Source organism: Mesorhizobium sp. M0016 (assembly GCF_040324035.1).
Taxonomy (GTDB): Bacteria; Pseudomonadota; Alphaproteobacteria; order Rhizobiales; family Rhizobiaceae; genus Mesorhizobium.
In genome coordinates this window covers 99,740-115,267 of record NZ_JAMYVM010000009.1, presented here as the reverse complement: position 1 = coordinate 115,267, position 15,528 = coordinate 99,740, and the positions used below count along the sequence as shown (strand labels likewise).

20 protein-coding genes are annotated in these 15,528 nt (G+C 58.5%); 9 read left to right on the top strand and 11 right to left on the bottom strand.

Annotated features, from left to right (window positions below; translation table 11 throughout):
- Positions 1-116: 116 nt before the first annotated feature.
- Positions 117-626: a pyridoxamine 5'-phosphate oxidase family protein gene (locus NKJ88_RS15565; RefSeq protein WP_023712198.1), complete on the top strand. Its 510-nt coding sequence runs from the start codon at positions 117-119 to the stop codon at positions 624-626.
- A 40-nt stretch (positions 627-666) separates the two neighbouring features.
- Positions 667-1,266: a cupin gene (locus NKJ88_RS15560; protein WP_352444603.1), complete on the top strand. Its 600-nt coding sequence runs from the start codon at positions 667-669 to the stop codon at positions 1,264-1,266.
- Between the two features lies 1 nt (position 1,267).
- On the opposite strand, the gene NKJ88_RS15555 is transcribed toward NKJ88_RS15560, so the two are convergent.
- The 6 genes from NKJ88_RS15555 to NKJ88_RS15530 all read right to left on the bottom strand — a co-directional run bounded on the left by NKJ88_RS15555 (position 1,268) and on the right by NKJ88_RS15530 (position 3,880).
- Positions 1,268-1,564, bottom strand: a complete 297-nt coding sequence (locus NKJ88_RS15555) for a SemiSWEET family sugar transporter (RefSeq protein WP_023681146.1) — start codon at positions 1,562-1,564, stop codon at positions 1,268-1,270.
- A 14-nt stretch (positions 1,565-1,578) separates the two neighbouring features.
- Positions 1,579-1,989: a hypothetical protein gene (locus NKJ88_RS15550; protein ID WP_050590551.1), complete on the bottom strand. Its 411-nt coding sequence runs from the start codon at positions 1,987-1,989 to the stop codon at positions 1,579-1,581.
- A 90-nt stretch (positions 1,990-2,079) separates the two neighbouring features.
- Positions 2,080-2,856, bottom strand: coding sequence for an exodeoxyribonuclease III (gene xth, locus NKJ88_RS15545; RefSeq protein WP_352444601.1), 777 nt, complete (start codon positions 2,854-2,856; stop codon positions 2,080-2,082).
- Between the two features lie 68 nt (positions 2,857-2,924).
- Positions 2,925-3,137 carry a hypothetical protein gene (locus NKJ88_RS15540; protein WP_245259911.1) on the bottom strand — a complete coding sequence of 71 codons (213 nt, stop codon included), beginning with the start codon at positions 3,135-3,137 and terminating at the stop codon, positions 2,925-2,927.
- Complete coding sequence (locus NKJ88_RS15535) at positions 3,134-3,289, bottom strand: hypothetical protein (RefSeq protein WP_155923313.1); 156 nt, start codon at positions 3,287-3,289, stop codon at positions 3,134-3,136. The genes NKJ88_RS15540 and NKJ88_RS15535 overlap by 4 nt, the downstream gene beginning before the upstream one ends.
- A gap of 63 nt (positions 3,290-3,352) precedes the next feature.
- Positions 3,353-3,880, bottom strand: a complete 528-nt coding sequence (locus NKJ88_RS15530) for a YciE/YciF ferroxidase family protein (protein ID WP_023681150.1) — start codon at positions 3,878-3,880, stop codon at positions 3,353-3,355.
- A gap of 423 nt (positions 3,881-4,303) precedes the next feature.
- Between NKJ88_RS15530 and NKJ88_RS15525 the strand changes: the two genes are divergently transcribed.
- The gene (locus tag NKJ88_RS15525; protein ID WP_023824797.1) at positions 4,304-5,704 is read left to right on the top strand and encodes a phospholipase D family protein; all 1,401 of its coding nucleotides are present in this window, start codon (positions 4,304-4,306) and stop codon (positions 5,702-5,704) included.
- A gap of 91 nt (positions 5,705-5,795) precedes the next feature.
- On the opposite strand, the gene NKJ88_RS15520 is transcribed toward NKJ88_RS15525, so the two are convergent.
- Both NKJ88_RS15520 and NKJ88_RS15515 read right to left on the bottom strand, forming a co-directional pair.
- The gene (locus NKJ88_RS15520; RefSeq protein WP_023668045.1) at positions 5,796-6,092 is read right to left on the bottom strand and encodes a hypothetical protein; all 297 of its coding nucleotides are present in this window, start codon (positions 6,090-6,092) and stop codon (positions 5,796-5,798) included.
- 73 nt (positions 6,093-6,165) lie between these two features.
- Positions 6,166-7,158: a YihY/virulence factor BrkB family protein gene (locus NKJ88_RS15515; protein ID WP_023748070.1), complete on the bottom strand. Its 993-nt coding sequence runs from the start codon at positions 7,156-7,158 to the stop codon at positions 6,166-6,168.
- 192 nt (positions 7,159-7,350) lie between these two features.
- Between NKJ88_RS15515 and NKJ88_RS15510 the strand changes: the two genes are divergently transcribed.
- The 3 genes from NKJ88_RS15510 to ligD all read left to right on the top strand — a co-directional run bounded on the left by NKJ88_RS15510 (position 7,351) and on the right by ligD (position 10,668).
- Positions 7,351-7,575 carry a hypothetical protein gene (locus tag NKJ88_RS15510; protein ID WP_155921617.1) on the top strand — a complete coding sequence of 75 codons (225 nt, stop codon included), beginning with the start codon at positions 7,351-7,353 and terminating at the stop codon, positions 7,573-7,575.
- Complete coding sequence (locus NKJ88_RS15505; RefSeq protein ID WP_352444598.1) at positions 7,572-7,910, top strand: hypothetical protein; 339 nt, start codon at positions 7,572-7,574, stop codon at positions 7,908-7,910. Before NKJ88_RS15510 ends, NKJ88_RS15505 begins: the two co-directional genes overlap by 4 nt.
- 115 nt (positions 7,911-8,025) lie before the next feature.
- Positions 8,026-10,668 (top strand): DNA ligase D, encoded by a 2,643-nt coding sequence (gene ligD, locus NKJ88_RS15500; RefSeq protein WP_352444596.1) that lies wholly within the window; start codon positions 8,026-8,028, stop codon positions 10,666-10,668.
- A 55-nt stretch (positions 10,669-10,723) separates the two neighbouring features.
- On the opposite strand, the gene NKJ88_RS15495 is transcribed toward ligD, so the two are convergent.
- Positions 10,724-11,194 carry a GFA family protein gene (locus NKJ88_RS15495; protein ID WP_050590555.1) on the bottom strand — a complete coding sequence of 157 codons (471 nt, stop codon included), beginning with the start codon at positions 11,192-11,194 and terminating at the stop codon, positions 10,724-10,726.
- A 190-nt stretch (positions 11,195-11,384) separates the two neighbouring features.
- Between NKJ88_RS15495 and NKJ88_RS15490 the strand changes: the two genes are divergently transcribed.
- The 3 genes from NKJ88_RS15490 to NKJ88_RS15480 all read left to right on the top strand — a co-directional run bounded on the left by NKJ88_RS15490 (position 11,385) and on the right by NKJ88_RS15480 (position 14,405).
- Positions 11,385-11,609 carry a hypothetical protein gene (locus tag NKJ88_RS15490; protein ID WP_023712192.1) on the top strand — a complete coding sequence of 75 codons (225 nt, stop codon included), beginning with the start codon at positions 11,385-11,387 and terminating at the stop codon, positions 11,607-11,609.
- Between the two features lie 290 nt (positions 11,610-11,899).
- Positions 11,900-13,390, top strand: coding sequence for an alpha,alpha-trehalose-phosphate synthase (UDP-forming) (locus tag NKJ88_RS15485; RefSeq protein ID WP_352444594.1), 1,491 nt, complete (start codon positions 11,900-11,902; stop codon positions 13,388-13,390).
- 751 nt (positions 13,391-14,141) lie between these two features.
- Entirely contained in the window at positions 14,142-14,405 is a 264-nt protein-coding gene (locus NKJ88_RS15480) for a hypothetical protein (protein WP_023736053.1), read from the top strand.
- A 221-nt stretch (positions 14,406-14,626) separates the two neighbouring features.
- On the opposite strand, the gene NKJ88_RS15475 is transcribed toward NKJ88_RS15480, so the two are convergent.
- Together NKJ88_RS15475 and NKJ88_RS15470 are read right to left on the bottom strand one after the other, a co-directional pair.
- A complete protein-coding gene (locus NKJ88_RS15475) occupies positions 14,627-14,803 on the bottom strand; it encodes a hypothetical protein (protein ID WP_023681160.1) in 177 nt (58 codons plus the stop codon).
- A gap of 116 nt (positions 14,804-14,919) precedes the next feature.
- Positions 14,920-15,486: a response regulator gene (locus NKJ88_RS15470; RefSeq protein ID WP_023668059.1), complete on the bottom strand. Its 567-nt coding sequence runs from the start codon at positions 15,484-15,486 to the stop codon at positions 14,920-14,922.
- Positions 15,487-15,528: the final 42 nt, after the last annotated feature.

Genomic DNA, 15,528 nt, shown 5'->3' with positions numbered 1-15,528 from the left:
AACTTCCGGCAATTTCGAAAGTTCCACCGCTTTAGCAAGCCGAAGGACCAGTGAGTTGGAACGTCGTGGCGGGACGTGAGTTGTAAGCGAGGATATTCACCCGCAGGAGGACGCTTATGGCTAACCGCCGAGAGCAGCAGACGGACCTCACGCCCGCCGAGGCAACAGACCGCATCTGGGAACTCGCCGAGGACATCGACGTCTGCATGTTTGTGACCTGGGACGGCGAGTACAATCGAGCCCGTCCGCTATCTGCGCGTGTGGTCCGTGAGGAAAACGCCATATACTTCCTCGTCAATGACGACAGCGCCAAGAGCAAGCAGCTGTCGACCTATCCAAAGGTCACATTGGCCTGGAGTGACAACAGCCACTACAAATACGTCACGATGTCAGGCCCGGCCACAGTGACAAATGACAGGGAAAAGATCGCCGAGCTCTGGGAGAAAACTGACTCAGCCTGGTGGGATAATGCCGATGATCCCGAGATTCGTCTGATAACGGTCAAACCCGACGAAGGCGAATTGTGGGACAGCCCGGGGCTAATGATGGCTACCGCAACGATGGTGTTTGCGGCCGTTACCGGCGCCAAGCCGAATGTGGGCGACAACGCAAAGGTCGAGCTCTGAGCGAGCGGCTAAACTAACCTCTGCTTTAGAGGCAGCGTCGATGAGCATTTTGGAAACCAGCAAGAAAGTGATCGAGAACGTCACCGGTTTCGCAAGACCGCGCAAGCAAGCTGTCGCCGGATTTGTGAGGCAGCGAAAGTCGAATGAGTTCTGGTTCAAGGATGATGGACTTGTACCCAATCATCCAGCATGGCCGCTCGTCGTTTATCGCGGCGCCGTCGAATTGCCCGAAGGACTTGATCCAGCAGCCGTCATGGAGGTGCTTTTCGATGCAAACGGATGGGGCGATAGCTGGCGAAACGGCATCTATGATTACGTTCACTATCATTCGCAAATACACGAGGTTCTGGGAATTGCGCGCGGAAATGCTGAAGTCCGGTTTGGCGGCAAGAAAGGACGAACGCTGTCGCTGAAGGCCGGTGACGTCGCGGTCCTCCCGGCAGGCACCGGGCACCAATGCCTCTCGGCATCCGATGATTTTTTGGTTGTCGGCGCGTATCCTCCGTTTGGGAATTATGACAAATGTAGGAGCAAGGATCAGCATAGCGATGCGCTCGCAACCATCCCCAGCGTGGGGCGTCCGCGCAAGGATCCTGCATATGGCAGCCAAGGTCCGCTGCTGAAAAGTTGGAAGCGTTAATTTAGTCGTCGGGGTCGAAAGCCTTGGCAACTGCATCTTTCTCAGCCTGCGGCAGGACTGTCATTGTGAGAATGAACGCTGACAGCAGGAGACAAACGCCATTCGTGATTATGATCGGCCACTCTGCCTTCATGATGCCGAAGGCCAGCCACAAGGCGAACCCCAACACAGTGATGGCATACGTCGGTGCGGAGATGCCGCTTGTCTCTCGTGTCCTGATGATTTTCCAGGCTTGCGGGGTGAAACTGCTCATCGAGCAGACGGTCGCGAGATAGCCGATGAGCGTGACTGTCTGCATGGAAGCGGCCTGCCCTACGTCGCAGATACGCGCTTGAGATCAGATACGCGGACCACGCCGTGCTGGCTGACAAAGGTCAGGGTGGAGTCCGTGCTCTGGCTCTGCGAAACACCGGATATGCGATGGTCGCCTGTGTCATAAATCTCCATCTTTCCATGATCGTCGATGACCAGGCGGCTTCGCTCAGGAAACGCTGCGTAGCGCATATTGTTTTGAGAACCAGCGGCAGACGGGCTCCCAAACTCCTCAGGCCACCATGAGCCGGCGTGGGCCATGGCGGGATGATCGAGCAGGTGGGACGAGAGCTCCGCCGCGATAGCGTTGAGCTTCGCCTTGAGGCTGTCATTGAACATGTCGCCGACCATCGTCATGCCGGAGGACCATTGTGACATTCCTCCGAAGTCGACGTGGCTGAACTGGGCCATGGTTCCACCACCACGCCGCAACGCCTACATGCGGCCAAATCTAATCACGAAGGAGCGCCACCAGGTCTTCAGGCTCCTTGCCGAGGAAGCTCAATCAAGTTCTATCCAGGCTGGCGCATGATCGCTCGGCTTGTCCCATGCACGCGTTTCGGCATCTACTCCGGCATTCTTCAGGCGATCCAATAGGGATGAACTCAGCAAGAGATGGTCCATCCGGAGCCCGGAACTCCGATCGTACCCGCCGCGGTAGGAGAAGTTCCAATAGGTGTAAATTCCTTTTTCTGGATGAATGCGACGAACCGCATCGAACCAGCCCTGAGCAAGCATTTCGGCGTACGCGCTCCGGCTCTCGGGGAAGTAAACGGCATCGCCAACCCAGCGCCCCGGCACCGCCGCGTCGATCGGGCCTGGAACGACGTTATAGTCGCCGCACAGGATGGTCGGTGAGCTATAGCCGAGCAGCACCTGGCCATAGGTGATCAAACGTCGGAACCAGCGAAGTTTGTAGTCGAACTTCGGCCCCGGCGCTGGATTGCCATTGGGCAAATACAGGCAGCCGACAACAAGCCCATTCACATCTGCCTCGATGTAGCGGCTGTGCGAATCGTCGGGATCGCCCGGCAGACCTCGACGACGTTCCAGCGGCTCAATCCCGCGAGCGAGGATTGCCACGCCATTGTAGGACTTCTGTCCGTGCCAGATTGCGCCATAGCCGGCGTTTCTAATCGCATCGACGGGAAATTTTTCGTCAGAGGTCTTCAGTTCTTGAAGGCAGACGATGTCATAGCCGGTTTCGCCAAGCCACTTGAGAAGCACTGGCAGTCGGCTGTTGACGCCATTGACGTTGAAGGTTGCGATGCGGGTCATCTCGACGATTTAACGTCTTTGCGCCGCTTCGATGCGACATAGAGTCGGTAGCCAAATCTTGCCTTTTGTCATCGTCCATCTGCATTTTTGCTCGAAGCATTGGTGCTTTGACCGGAAGCAGCGGATGTCTTTGCATCTTTGGAATGCGCGGCAATCGCCGGACCCGCGCCGGTAGCTTTACGCATATCGCCGCTCCCCTTGCCGTCAGTCGATTTCTTGCTCAACAGTCCTGAGAAATATTTTCCAAAGAAGCCCATCCGACTCTCCATCTTGGCGCTCATTCGGCGACTTTGCGGGCCCTGAACTCATCTCTGCGCTGTTCTCGCAACTGCCGAGGATCGCTGCGCGAACCACCAAGGGCGCGGCGCCTGACCAGCGCGGCCGAACACTCAAGCAGGAAACATTCCAGTCCTTTGTAGATATGCGTGATCATGTCCTTCATCTCCCGGGACCGCCTCGGCACATAGGTCGCCGAGGCGGTTGGGTAGGCGATCAATCAAGCCGCTTTCCGTTCTGCCGCTCGTTCGTTGACGCCGGCTTCACCGAGGGCAGTCAGCGCCTCGTCGGTGGCCTTCTCCTCCTCAAGTGTCGCATTGAGGAGCGCAACCACGTCATCCTTGCCGAGCGTCGTAGCCCAGGCAATCAGGGTTCCATACCTGGCAATCTCATAGTGCTCTACGGCTTGCGCGGCACCGACGAGCCCTGCATCGAGCGAAGTCGAACCCTTGTACTCCTGAAGGATTTCAGATCCTTCCTCCAGGATGCCGTCGATCGCCGGGCAGGTTTTGCCGCGCGCGGCCGCGCCGAGAATCTCGAAGACCTCCTCCAGACGTTCGACCTGCCCCTCGGTTTCAGCGAGGTGCTTCTCGAATGCTGCCGAAACTTGCTCTTCGGATGCGCCTTTGGCCATCTTCGGCAAGGCTTTCAGAATTTTCTTCTCGGCATAGTAGATGTCTTTGAGGCCATCGAGGAAAAGGTCCTCCAGGTCCTTGTTGTTGCCATTGGCTTTCTTGGCAGTGGGCATTGTGCCGTCTCCTCTGTTGAAAATTGCCCGTCGCGAGCATTTTCTTAACTCGGAAACCCGAACCCGGTTCCGGGATAATGGAGATATCTAAATTTAAAGGGTCCTGCGCTTCACTGAGAACAACGACCACGTCATTCTCGTCGAAGAGCCGCGGCGGGGCGCACGCCATCGGGCTCCCGCCAACGGTCGTGCGGTCTGAGGGCCTGGCACTACAGGAGAAGCAAGTTCCGCGGCGGCAGCAGAGCAGTCGGGGCAACGCCTCTCAAGCCTCCTTACCGCTCTGCAGCCGCTTGATTGCTGGGCCCCGCTTGCATCCAGGAATTGGGTGATTGGACGCTGCGTATGCAACCAGAATACCTCAGAATGGTTCTAGCTATGATTTAAGCGGGATGGCGCGAGCGCCGTCCAAAGGTGGCAATTTTCATGGACGTATCGCTTTCGCGAACCGCAGACGACAACATCAAGGCCGGCAAGAGCGGCTTGCTGCTTGTCTCGGACAATTATGACGCTTTCGCCGTGCGCGTGCTGGCGGCAAGGAGCGCTGAGCGCAGTCTCGACCTGATGTATTACCTTTGGCATGATGATCACACCGGCCGCTTGCTGCTTCGCGAGGTTTTTCGAGCTGCTGAGCGCGGTGTTCGGGTGCGCATGCTCCTTGACGACGTCAATCCGCGTAAAAATGATGCGGCATATCTGGCGCTGAACAACCATCCAAACATCGAATTGAAGTTGTTCAATCCGAGCGGTATCAGGCGCGGTCGGATCATGCGTGGTGTGGAAGTGCTGTTGCGGCTCTTTGCATTGACGCGACGGATGCACAACAAGGCTTGGATCGTTGACGACAAATTTGCCATTGTCGGCGGTCGGAATGTTGGCGATGCCTATTTCGATGCGGCAGAAACCAATTTCCGGGACCTCGATCTGCTGCTCCTGGGGCCTGCGGTACGGCAAACCGCGGCGATATTCGATGCCTTCTGGGCTTGCAATGAAGCCAAGCCAATCAAAACCTTGGGATCAGTGGCTGAGCATGAGCATGCCAAATGGCTTGAAGGAAGCGATACCGGCCCCGATCCCAAATTCTTGAACGGCATCGGCAACCGGGGCTCGATCACAGAGTTTATTGCGGCCAGCAACGACGTTCATTGGGTGGATGGCGTGCGGGTCATTTCCGATCCGCCGGAGAAGGTTCGTGGTTGGAGACGTCGCAACTGGCTTATGAAAGAGCTGCGTCCCATCATCCAGTCGACGCGCGGGTGTCTGGAGATTGTGTCGCCCTATTTCATTCCCGGCAAAAGGGGCACAGCGATCTTGCTGGACCTTGTCGGCGCCGGTGTTGACGTTTCGGTTCTGACCAACTCCCTGGCCGCCACAGACGTCGCCGCAGTCCATGGCGCTTACGCAAACTATCGCAAGCGGCTGCTGAGGAATGGCGTCAAAATTTTCGAGCTTCAGCCGTTCAACCGGCGCTCGGCAATCTCGGTGTTTGGCTCGAAGGGCGCCAGTCTGCATACGAAAGCTTTCACCGTCGACGACAAGATCGGTTTCGTCGGTTCCTTCAATTTCGATCCACGGTCAGTGTCCTTGAATTCGGAAATGGGCGTGCTGTTTGAGGATCCGAAATTGGTCGCCGAGCTGCGGCATCGATTCCAATCAGAGATCTCTCCGGAAACAAGCTATCGGCTCGAACTGAAGCACAATGTTCTGCATTGGCATGGATGCGGCGAAGGCAAGATTCAGGACTATACGCATGAACCAGAAGCCGGATTTTTTCGCCGTATCCTGGCGGTCTTCGTCCGTCACCTCCCGATCGAATCTCAGCTCTAGCATCTGACGATGGGCGAGGACCTCGCGTTCTCAGCGAATTGCCGTGCCGGGGATCGCGTGAGCGAAACGTGAAACCCTGATCTACCACGGGTCAGCCAGACCGCATCACACCCGGTTCTTCGACAACCGCGTCGCCAATCCCATGCTGTCCGGCGTCCGGATCACTCGGCAACACGTCGGAAAAATTGACTGTGGCGACCAGGTATCCGGCTTCATCGTAGACCTTGATAGTCGATCCCGATTGCTTGGTTCCTGACCCAGGATCCGCCGCCACCGCTACGCGCGCCATCTCTATTGCTCTCGGACTGGCCATCTCCGCACTCGCTAGCTCTTCCTCGAGAGCGGTAGTCTGGCCGGATACTGTCGTCTCAAAGCGGAATTTTGGCATGGGCAACCTCCTGTTCCTATGCAATTCCGGTGTCCGGGTTGCGTTCCAAAGAAACAGAATTGGTGGGAAGCAGCTAAGATCGCCGCGATGGCCAGACCCGTGTCGCCACGAAGGTCAGCAAACCCGTGATCACAATCCAGGCCTGCACCTCGCGCTGGATGGTTGGCCCAGGGTTCGATGTCTGTCGCGACGGGCTCTCTGCCTCCACTATCGGTTGAAGGTCGGACCGACTGCCGAGACGGACGGAATAGGCCCGCGTGAACTCGGCGCCGAGCAGGAATATCTCAGACGAATAGTAAACCCAAAGCAGCACGACCAGCAGTGCACCCGCCGCGCCATAGGAGGATGCGATCGCGCTGGTTCCGATATACCAGCCAATCAGCGACTTGCCGATGGTGAAGAGCAAAGCGGTCACTGCCGCGCCAATTGCGACATCGCGCCAAGCGAGCGACCGGTCCGGCAGGATCTTGAAGATCGCGGCAAACAGAGCGGAAATCAGCACGAATGATACAATGCCGTTTATCGACGCGAGAATGATCGTGCCGAACGGCAGATGGGCGTTGATGACAGCGCCAAGCGCGGAAATGGCGGCACTCGCCGCCAACGACACAAGCAGTAGAAATCCCAACGCTGCAACCAGACCCAGGCTGGCCGCCCGCGCCCGCACCAATCGCGACACAGACATGGGTGGTGGGTCAATCTTCCAGATTGTGTTGAGCGAAAGCTGCATTTCGCCAAACACCCCGGAGGCTGTCACGAAGAGGGTGACGATGCCCACCAAGGTGGCAACAGTGCCGGCGGTTCTGTGAGAAGCGCTTTCGATGGTGCTGCGCAGAAGGTCGCCGGTTTGCGATCCCATCACGCCTGCGATTTCGGCCGACAGAGCGAGTTGAGCTGCTTCATGCCCAAAGACAAGTCCAGCAATCGCAACAACGATCAACAAGATCGGGGCCAGGGACGTAACGGCATAGAACGCCATCGCCGCACCGTGGCTGAGGGCATTGTCGTTGATGAATCCGAGGATGCTCTCCTTGCCAAGAACCCAGGCTTCGCGTGCCACCCGCATGGGGAATTCCTTTTGCCTCACGAGCAACCTAGTGCTGTCGGCAACGAAAGCGAGACCTGCCGCCAGTGCGCGAGGCGCGATTGCCGAGACACGCCCGCTTGTCTCTGCACGAACGGCCAGAAATGTTCCATGCGGCGCCGGAACTCGCCGGGCTCGTAATGGTTATCGGTCATCCGATTGGAGTGATCAAAAATGCCTGATAATGAAAACCGTCGCGAGACCGGCGCAACGAAGTACCCGGCTAGAACAGGTCCTGATCCTTCGGATGCGTTCTCTCAGGATGCGGCCGGCAACAAGAAACCCAAGAGTGGGGTCGGTCTGACGCGGCCAGTCAATGAGGTGGATGACAAGACGCACCAATCCGATGGCCAGAACGCCCCGGCGAGGCCGGGCGGCGGAAACACGGTCAAGCCATGAACGTTGCCAATCTTCAGCTTGAAGGGTTGATGATGGCGGTCGCGTCAATCAACAACCTGCTCGTTCACAAAGGTCTGCTGTCAATTGACGAGATCGATACCGCCCTGCGAAAGGCAGAGGCGTCCATGACAGGTGACGAGCGGACCTACGAAGACATGTCACCGGCCAACCGTGACGCGATCTGCTTCCCGATCCGGCTTCTGCAGATCGCAAACAACGCGCAAGGCGAACTGGACATCCCACCATTTTCAGAGCTTGCAAAATGGTTGGGCAAACCAAGGAACCTTAACGTCAGCGGTGACGACACCTGTAGTCTCCGTGAAGGCCTCATTTGACGCCGATGCCACTCTGAGCGGAAAAGCAGCGTCGGCGTCGTCTCGGCTATGAACCGAACCAAATCTCACCCACTGCGTTGAGTCCCGGCGTTGCGTCATTAGTCGGGGCACTTCCATGAAAACGGGCGAGCTTTCAACCTACCGGGCCAAAAGGGATTTCGCGAAGACGAAAGAGCCCAGCGGCGAAAGCTCGATTGCGGGTTCGAACCGACTCCGGTTCGTCATCCAAAAACACGCGGCCACGCGGCTGCACTATGATCTTCGCCTCGAGCTTGGCGGGGTCTTCAAATCATGGGCTGTGACCAAAGGTCCATCACTGGATCCTCACGACAAACGACTTGCCGTGGAGGTTGAGGACCACCCGCTGGAGTACGGCGACTTCGAAGGCACAATTCCCAAAGGACAATATGGTGGCGGCACGGTGCAGTTGTGGGATCGCGGATATTGGGAACCGGAAGGCGCCATGTCTCCCGAAAAGGCGTTGGAAAAAGGCGACCTGAAATTCACGCTGCAGGGCAAGCGCCTGCATGGAAGCTTCGTCCTCGTGCGCATGAAGCATGACCGCAATGGCGGGAAGCGGACCAACTGGCTGCTGATAAAACACCGCGACAAATACGCGACAGAGGGCAATGGCGATGCGGTGCTGGCTCAGGATCGATCCGTCGCCTCGGGTCGGAGCATGGAGAGGATTGCAGCGGGGAAGGGGGCAGGTCCGAAGCCGTTCATGATGAAAGGTTCATCGTTGGCCGATGCGGATGCCGTTTGGGACAGCAAGCGCGGCCATGCCGACAAGCGCGCCGCCAAGTCGGCAAAGCCTGCTCCGCGGCCGAAGCGAGCCGCTGGTGCCTCAGCGGCGAAGATGCCCGACTTCATCCCACCACAGCTTTGCGCAACGCTTTCCCGGCCGCCGGCCGGGACGAACTGGGTTCACGAAATCAAGTTTGACGGTTATCGCGTCCAGTTGCGCGTGGAAGACAAGGACATCGCCCTTAAGACCCGCAAGGGTCTTGACTGGACGGAGAAATTTGGCGCCATCGCAAAGGAGGCCGCCAGCCTCCCCAACGTCATCATCGACGGCGAAATCGTAGCGCTTGACGAGAACGGCGCGCCCGATTTTGCCGCACTGCAGGCGGCGCTGTCGGAGCGCCGGACGAAAGACCTGATCTACTTTGCTTTTGACCTGCTCTTCGCTAATGGCGTCGATCTGCGAAAGATGCCTCTCTCACAACGGAAGGAACGTCTGAGCGAGATGCTCGGCGAAGTCGATCGCGGCGCGCAAAATCTCATCCGCTATGTCGAGCACTTCAGCAATGGCGGCGACGCGGTGCTGCGTTCTGCCTGTCGCCTTTCGCTTGAGGGGATTGTCTCCAAGAGGGCCGATGCAACCTATGTTTCGGGGAGGACCGACACCTGGGCCAAATCGAAATGCCGCGCCGGGCATGAGGTGGTCATCGGCGGCTGGTCGACGACCAACGGCAAATTCCGGTCATTGCTCGTCGGCGTCAATCGCGGTGAACATTTCGCCTATATCGGCCGTGTGGGGACCGGATTCAGCGAGGCAAAGGTCAAGCAGCTGATGCCCAGGCTGCAGGAGATGAAAGCCGCGACGTCGCCGTTTACCGGCGATGGCGCACCGAAAAGGAATTCAACCGTCTTCTGGACGAAGCCGGAATTGGTCGCGGAAATCGAGTTCGCCGGCTGGACCGGGGGTGGCAATATCCGGCAGGCCGCCTTCAAAGGCCTGCGTGAAGACAAGCCCGCAAAAGACGTCGAGGCCGAGCGTCCAGCTGATCCTCAAGAGACGCCGATTGCCGACCCTGCCAAGGTGACTGGCAAGACAGGAAAAAGCCCGGTTGTCATGGGCGTCATCATTTCCAAGCCGGACAAGCCGCTTTGGCCGAATGCCGGCGACGGTCAGCCCGTCGACAAGCTCGATCTTGCAGAATATTTCGAGACCGTTGGCCCCTGGATGATCAGACATATCAAAGGTCGTCCCTGTTCACTCGTGCGCGCGCCGGATGGCTACGCCGGCGAGCAGTTTTTCCAGCGCCACGCAATGCCAGGCACATCCAATCTGCTGGAACTGGTAAAAGTCTTCGGCGATCACAAACCGTATCTGCAAATCGACCGCGTCGAGGGTCTGGCCGCGATCGCCCAGATAGGCGGCCTTGAGCTTCACCCCTGGAATTGCCAGCCGGGTCATCCCGAAATACCTGGCCGACTTGTCTTCGACCTTGACCCCGGTCCGGAAGTCCCTTTTGCGAAGGTGGTCGCGGCAGCCAAGGAAATGCGCGATCGTCTCGAAGATCTGGGCTTGGTGAGCTTCTGCAAAACCACGGGGGGCAAAGGCTTGCATGTCGTGACGCCATTGGCGGCCGAACGCAGCAAGACGACATGGGCCGAGGCCAAGGCCTTCGCAAAGGCCGTCTGCATCCAGATGGCGGCAGATAGCCCGGATCTCTACCTCGTCAACATGGCCAAGAAGCTGCGGACATCCCGGATTTTTCTCGACTATCTCAGGAATGATCGCATGGCGACAGCCGTCGCCCCTCTCTCCCCTCGCGCCAGGGAAGGCGCGACTGTATCCATGCCGCTGACCTGGAGTCAGGTGAAGGCGGATCTCGATCCGAAAAAATACACCGTTCGCACGGTTCCGGGCCACCTGAAAAAGACCGTCGCCTGGGCCGACTACGACGATGGCGAACGGTCGATCAGCATCGCCATCAAACGGATCGGTTCAGCAAAGCTCGCCGCATGACGACGTCGGTTCGCGCTGGCTTGCAGGTACGAGGCCCAAAGTCCAACCTCCTGCCTCACCGGTCTCTGGGATTGCCCAGGGCGGGGTCGCGCGCCCGGGTGTAGCCCTCGACGCGAGGCAAACCGTCATCCATCCTGATAAACGGCAGTCGCATTTCCCAATAGGCTTGAGCTTGGGGATGGAACTTCTCGGGCGCGTCCATGAATCCGATCGAGATGTAGAACTCGTTTGGCAAGCCTTCATCGGTGTACCCAATCGAGGTGCCACATTCCGAACAGAAGGAGCGCACGACGCCCCTGGTTTTCGAGAATGTTTTTGGTTTTGGGCCGAGCCAATCGACCTGATCTGGACGATAGCCAATCCAGATCGTCAGTGGGCTGCCGATCGCTCGTCGGCAGTCATCGTCGTGGTCGAAACAAATCCAAAAGGGATCGCCACTGAATTCAGCTGTGATGGCTCCGCAAAAGCAACGCCCTCGATCAATCCGGGCCGGTTTTCTGATCGTCGTTCGGGGTTTGTCGTCCATGGTAATCTTCCGGCCAGCGTGGTGGCGTAACGCCGCGGACGGCAAGCAGTTCCTTTGGACGTCAGAGAGCCGCAGACGCGCAACCGGCGGGCTGCTCGTCAATATCATTTGAGGCAGGTCAGGCCTTAATTTGTTGGGAACATTTTTTCAGGTCCGCACTTTGTTCGCCGTCTGACCAAAGGAGGCGACCTTGAAAACACGACGCATCGACAGGGAAAAGATCGAGAGGGCGGATCGAGAAGCCAAGTTGCTGTTGCAAGCGGAGCGGCATGCCAGGGAAGCCAAGACGGCGCGGCTTAGAGAACAGCGACAGTTATTGGAGGCATCGATAGCGCAGACCCCGCCCGCGCCCGCAGCGGTAAAGCCGCCGCCCCGTCAACGAAAGCCGACGCGCAAGGTAATCGAGGTGGACTGACGGTTTGGTCAGTTGACGCTTTTGCCAAGGTGGGGAGTTGATATGACAGGGCAGGAGATCCGGCAGCATGAATACCAAAGCGGTAAGTCCGGCCGTCGCCAAAGCCACGGCTGCTCGGCATGCTGGATCAAGGCCTCATCACCGGTGCGTCCGACGACGATCCTGCGAGAGCCGCTGAAAAAGGCGCCCGAGCGGGCCGAGAACCAGCGAATCCGGCTGGACACTTACGTCGGGAACAATCGCACGCGCGGACCGTTCCCCAAGCGAATCTTCACGCTCAGGATTTGCTCTTGTTGCAGCGACCGGACGAAATTCTCAACGAGGCCTCGCAAACGGTTGGTGATCCCCTTGAGCGCGACGCCGTAGGTGGGGAGGCTGAGCTAACGGGCGATCGCGCCATCCCGCGTCGTCTGGTTGTCGTCTCGAACAGGCTGGGGAACATTCGCGATCTGCAAGCCGGCGGACTTGCTGTAGGCATCGGGGATGCGTTGGCCGAGCGTGGAGGCCTATGGCTAGGAGCAAGCGCCGAGTATCAGGACTACGCCGCGAGCGACGAACCGCTGATCCGCTTGGAACGCGTGGGAAAGATCGAGACAGCTGCGCTTACCCTGCCGTATGAGGAGTATTCGCTCTATTACAATGGCTATGCCAACAGCACGCTGTGGCCGCTTTTTCATTACCGACTGGACCTCGTGAACCACCGGGCAGAGTTTCTACAGGCTTACCGGCAGATCAATGCGCGGTTCGCGAAGGCGCTCGCAGGACTGCTGTCGGGCGACGACGACCTGGTGTGGGTTCACGACTACCACCTTATCCCCTTGGCCGCCCAGTTGCGGCGGCTGGGAGTCCGGAATCGGATCGGGTTTTTTCTTCACATACCGTTCCCGCCGCCTGACCTGTTTGTAGCCACGCCCGATCATAAAGAACTCATCGATGACCTGCTTCAATATGACGTCGTGGGGTTCCAGACCGAAACGGACGTGGGGAATTTCCGGCGCTCAGTGCAGGCGGCCAACTCCACTACTTTTGATATCAATGGTTCGGCTGAGATGAACGGCCGCACGGTGTTATCGAGGTGTTTTCCGATAGGCATCGACGTCGATTCAATCGCACGCATGGCCAATGAGGCGGCGGAGGATGTGCAGATCGATTCCATGCGCCGCCAGATTCTGGGCCTCAAGCAAATCATCGGCGTCGATCGGCTGGACTACTCCAAGGGTCTCCCCGGCCGCATGCAGGCTTTCGCTCGTCTTTTGGAAAGGCATCCGGAACACGAGCGAGCGGCAACCTATTTGCAGATTGCGTCGCCGACGCGCGAGGAGGTCAGCGCCTATGCCGACATCCGGGCCCAGCTTGAGGCAACCGCCGGCGCGATCAACGGAAGATACGCGGATTTGGCTTGGACCCCGATCCGCTACATCCACCGTGCCGTATCACGCTCTCGGCTTGCTGGCCTGTTGCGCGCTAGCCAGGTCGGATTGGTCACGCCCCTGCGTGACGGAATGAACCTCGTCGCCAAGGAATACATAGCCGCGCAGGACGAAGCCGATCCCGGAGTGCTGGTGTTGTCGCGCTTTGCAGGTGCGGCCGAAGAACTTGCCGAATCCTTGATCGTGAACCCGTATGCGGTCGACGAGGTTGCCGATGCGATCGCAAAAGCGCTCGCGATGCCGCTTGAGGAAAGAATTGCAAGGCATAGTGCACTGCTCAAGCGCATCACGCGCAATGACGCAGCAGAATGGCGGCGGTCATTTCTCGCCACGCTCGCGGGTGAGAACTAGCGCCTGGCATCGATGCCTGAACCCGTCCGTGTGTCACGCGTTCCCACACGGTCATAGCCCGGCCATAACCCGGCTTGCCTAGCAGTTCGAAAGGCCTTGAAGCTGATCGTGTATCTTGTCCGTCCGCATCAGAACCTTTTCGCTCGTTTGACGGAAGCGCGATAGCCCGCCTCAATCGGTGGACTATCGAAGGTCCCAGGGAACACACCGCCGGTCCGGTCGTTTGGGCTCTGATAGGAGATCTGCGATGACAAGGAACCCCACGCGAAAGGACAGAGATCTCTCTGAACAAGAGGCAATCAAGTTGGCCGAAGCCACCGACGTGTCACCCGGGCAGGCCAAAGAGCTTGCAGCCGAGCACGGCAAAGCCGGCGCCAAGAAGGAAGCAAGAAATTACAAGGCGGAGGGCTGACTATGGCGGCCAGTGGATCCGCAAACGACAGAGACGCACGAGCCACCCTCTACGCACAAGGAGTAATGGAAGCCGAGCGCAAAGCGCGGGAAGAGAAAACGGCGCGATTGCGCAAAGCCCGTTTGGCGCACGAGGCGATCAATCCGCCTGCACCCGAGCGGCAACCGACAGTGCCGAAAGCGCCAAAGCGGGCCGCCAAACCAGGCAGCCGAAAAGCTGGAGAAGATTAGCTTCAGCTTCTTCGGCTGTGCCGGCGGAACGCGTCGGGGAAGAGCAGACCGTGCGGTCGATCTGCACGATAAATTTGTATCTCATCGAATGACACAAAGGAGTCCAGTGATGACGGAGCATGTGTCCCGGAAGGAAGAACAGCGTGGCACCCGAAATGTACTCGGGTGGGGCGTCGTCATTGCGGCTGTTATCTTCGTCGCCCTGCTAGCCTTCTTTGTGTTCATACCCCTTTCAGGCGGATCGTGGCAGACATCGCCGGTAAAGCGCACCCCGGAACAGAACCAAGGCGGCAATGCCCCCGCCGAGACATCACCCGCGGCCGGCGTCAAAAAGAGCCCGCAAGAAAATACCGAGATGCCAGGGCAGCAATGATCGACCTCGGGCTGCGACCCAAGTCGGCCCTGATTTTCCAGGTCGTCTCATCGGCGCCATGATGGGATCAGGGCTTTCTGGGCGCAGAACGGCTGAGCTATTGAGACTGGGCTTTCGCCCACATCGAGCGCTGAAAGATTACCGCACCAGGGGTCTGGCGAACGAGGCGATGACGCCATCGTGGAACTCGAGGCAAATCAAGATGCCTAGCTGCAGGCCGTTCAGTTGGGGTTTTTCAGCTGCTTTGACAACAGCAGTTGCTGCTGCAGCTCAAGGGCGAGCTTCAACAGCCGTTCAGGTGTTTCCTCTTCCGCGATTTCGTCGAGCAGCGCTGCGAGTGCGTCGCCCTCAACAGGATCGCGGAATGAGTCAGGTTTGGTTTGCGGAGGTTTGGCCACGACGATTTCTAGCAGGAATGCGGCCGTATTTGCAAGACGAAGCGAAGCGCTCTTGGGGGAGGGGTACCGTGGCGGGGGCGGTCGACAGACGGCCTGCGGCAAACCATCGGACAATCTTAATTCATGATTCCAGACCTGTCGTTGCGGAGCACCTCCTCCATGAGCGTATTGAGCCATTCGCTCAAGGGAAGGTCATGCCGCGTCGACAACCGCTCCTCCAGCGCCGCCTTCAATGTCCGTTCGACGAGGCGATCGGCCGCCTGTGGGTCGCCCAGCAGCAGCCGCGCGGACAGCCTCAGTTTTGGAAGAGCGCGGAAAACGTTGTCTTCGCCAAGCGCTGTTGATTGCGCGGCGAGGATCCCGGCAACCGTCCTGAACCCGGCCGGCTTGGAGAGGTTTTGGGTGTACCGGAACCGCTCCGGCAGGGTGATCTGATCGTTTCCGGAGAAGAATACGAACGGGATGCCTCTGTCCGTCAGCTCATCGGCGAGGGGAAAAACAGTCTCACCGTTGAGGTCGATGTCCAGCACCGCCCCATCCGCTGAATCGATATATCGTCGAGCCCGGCTGACTGACGACACCGGCCCCAAAACGGTCGCCCCACAATCGCTGAAATAGGAGGCAAGTTCGCTTGCCAGCAAGAATTCGTCCTCGACGAGCAGAATTCGCATGCCTAATAACATAGCAGCCCTCCGGGCCTTAAACGGCGATCGCGTCCATCGGTT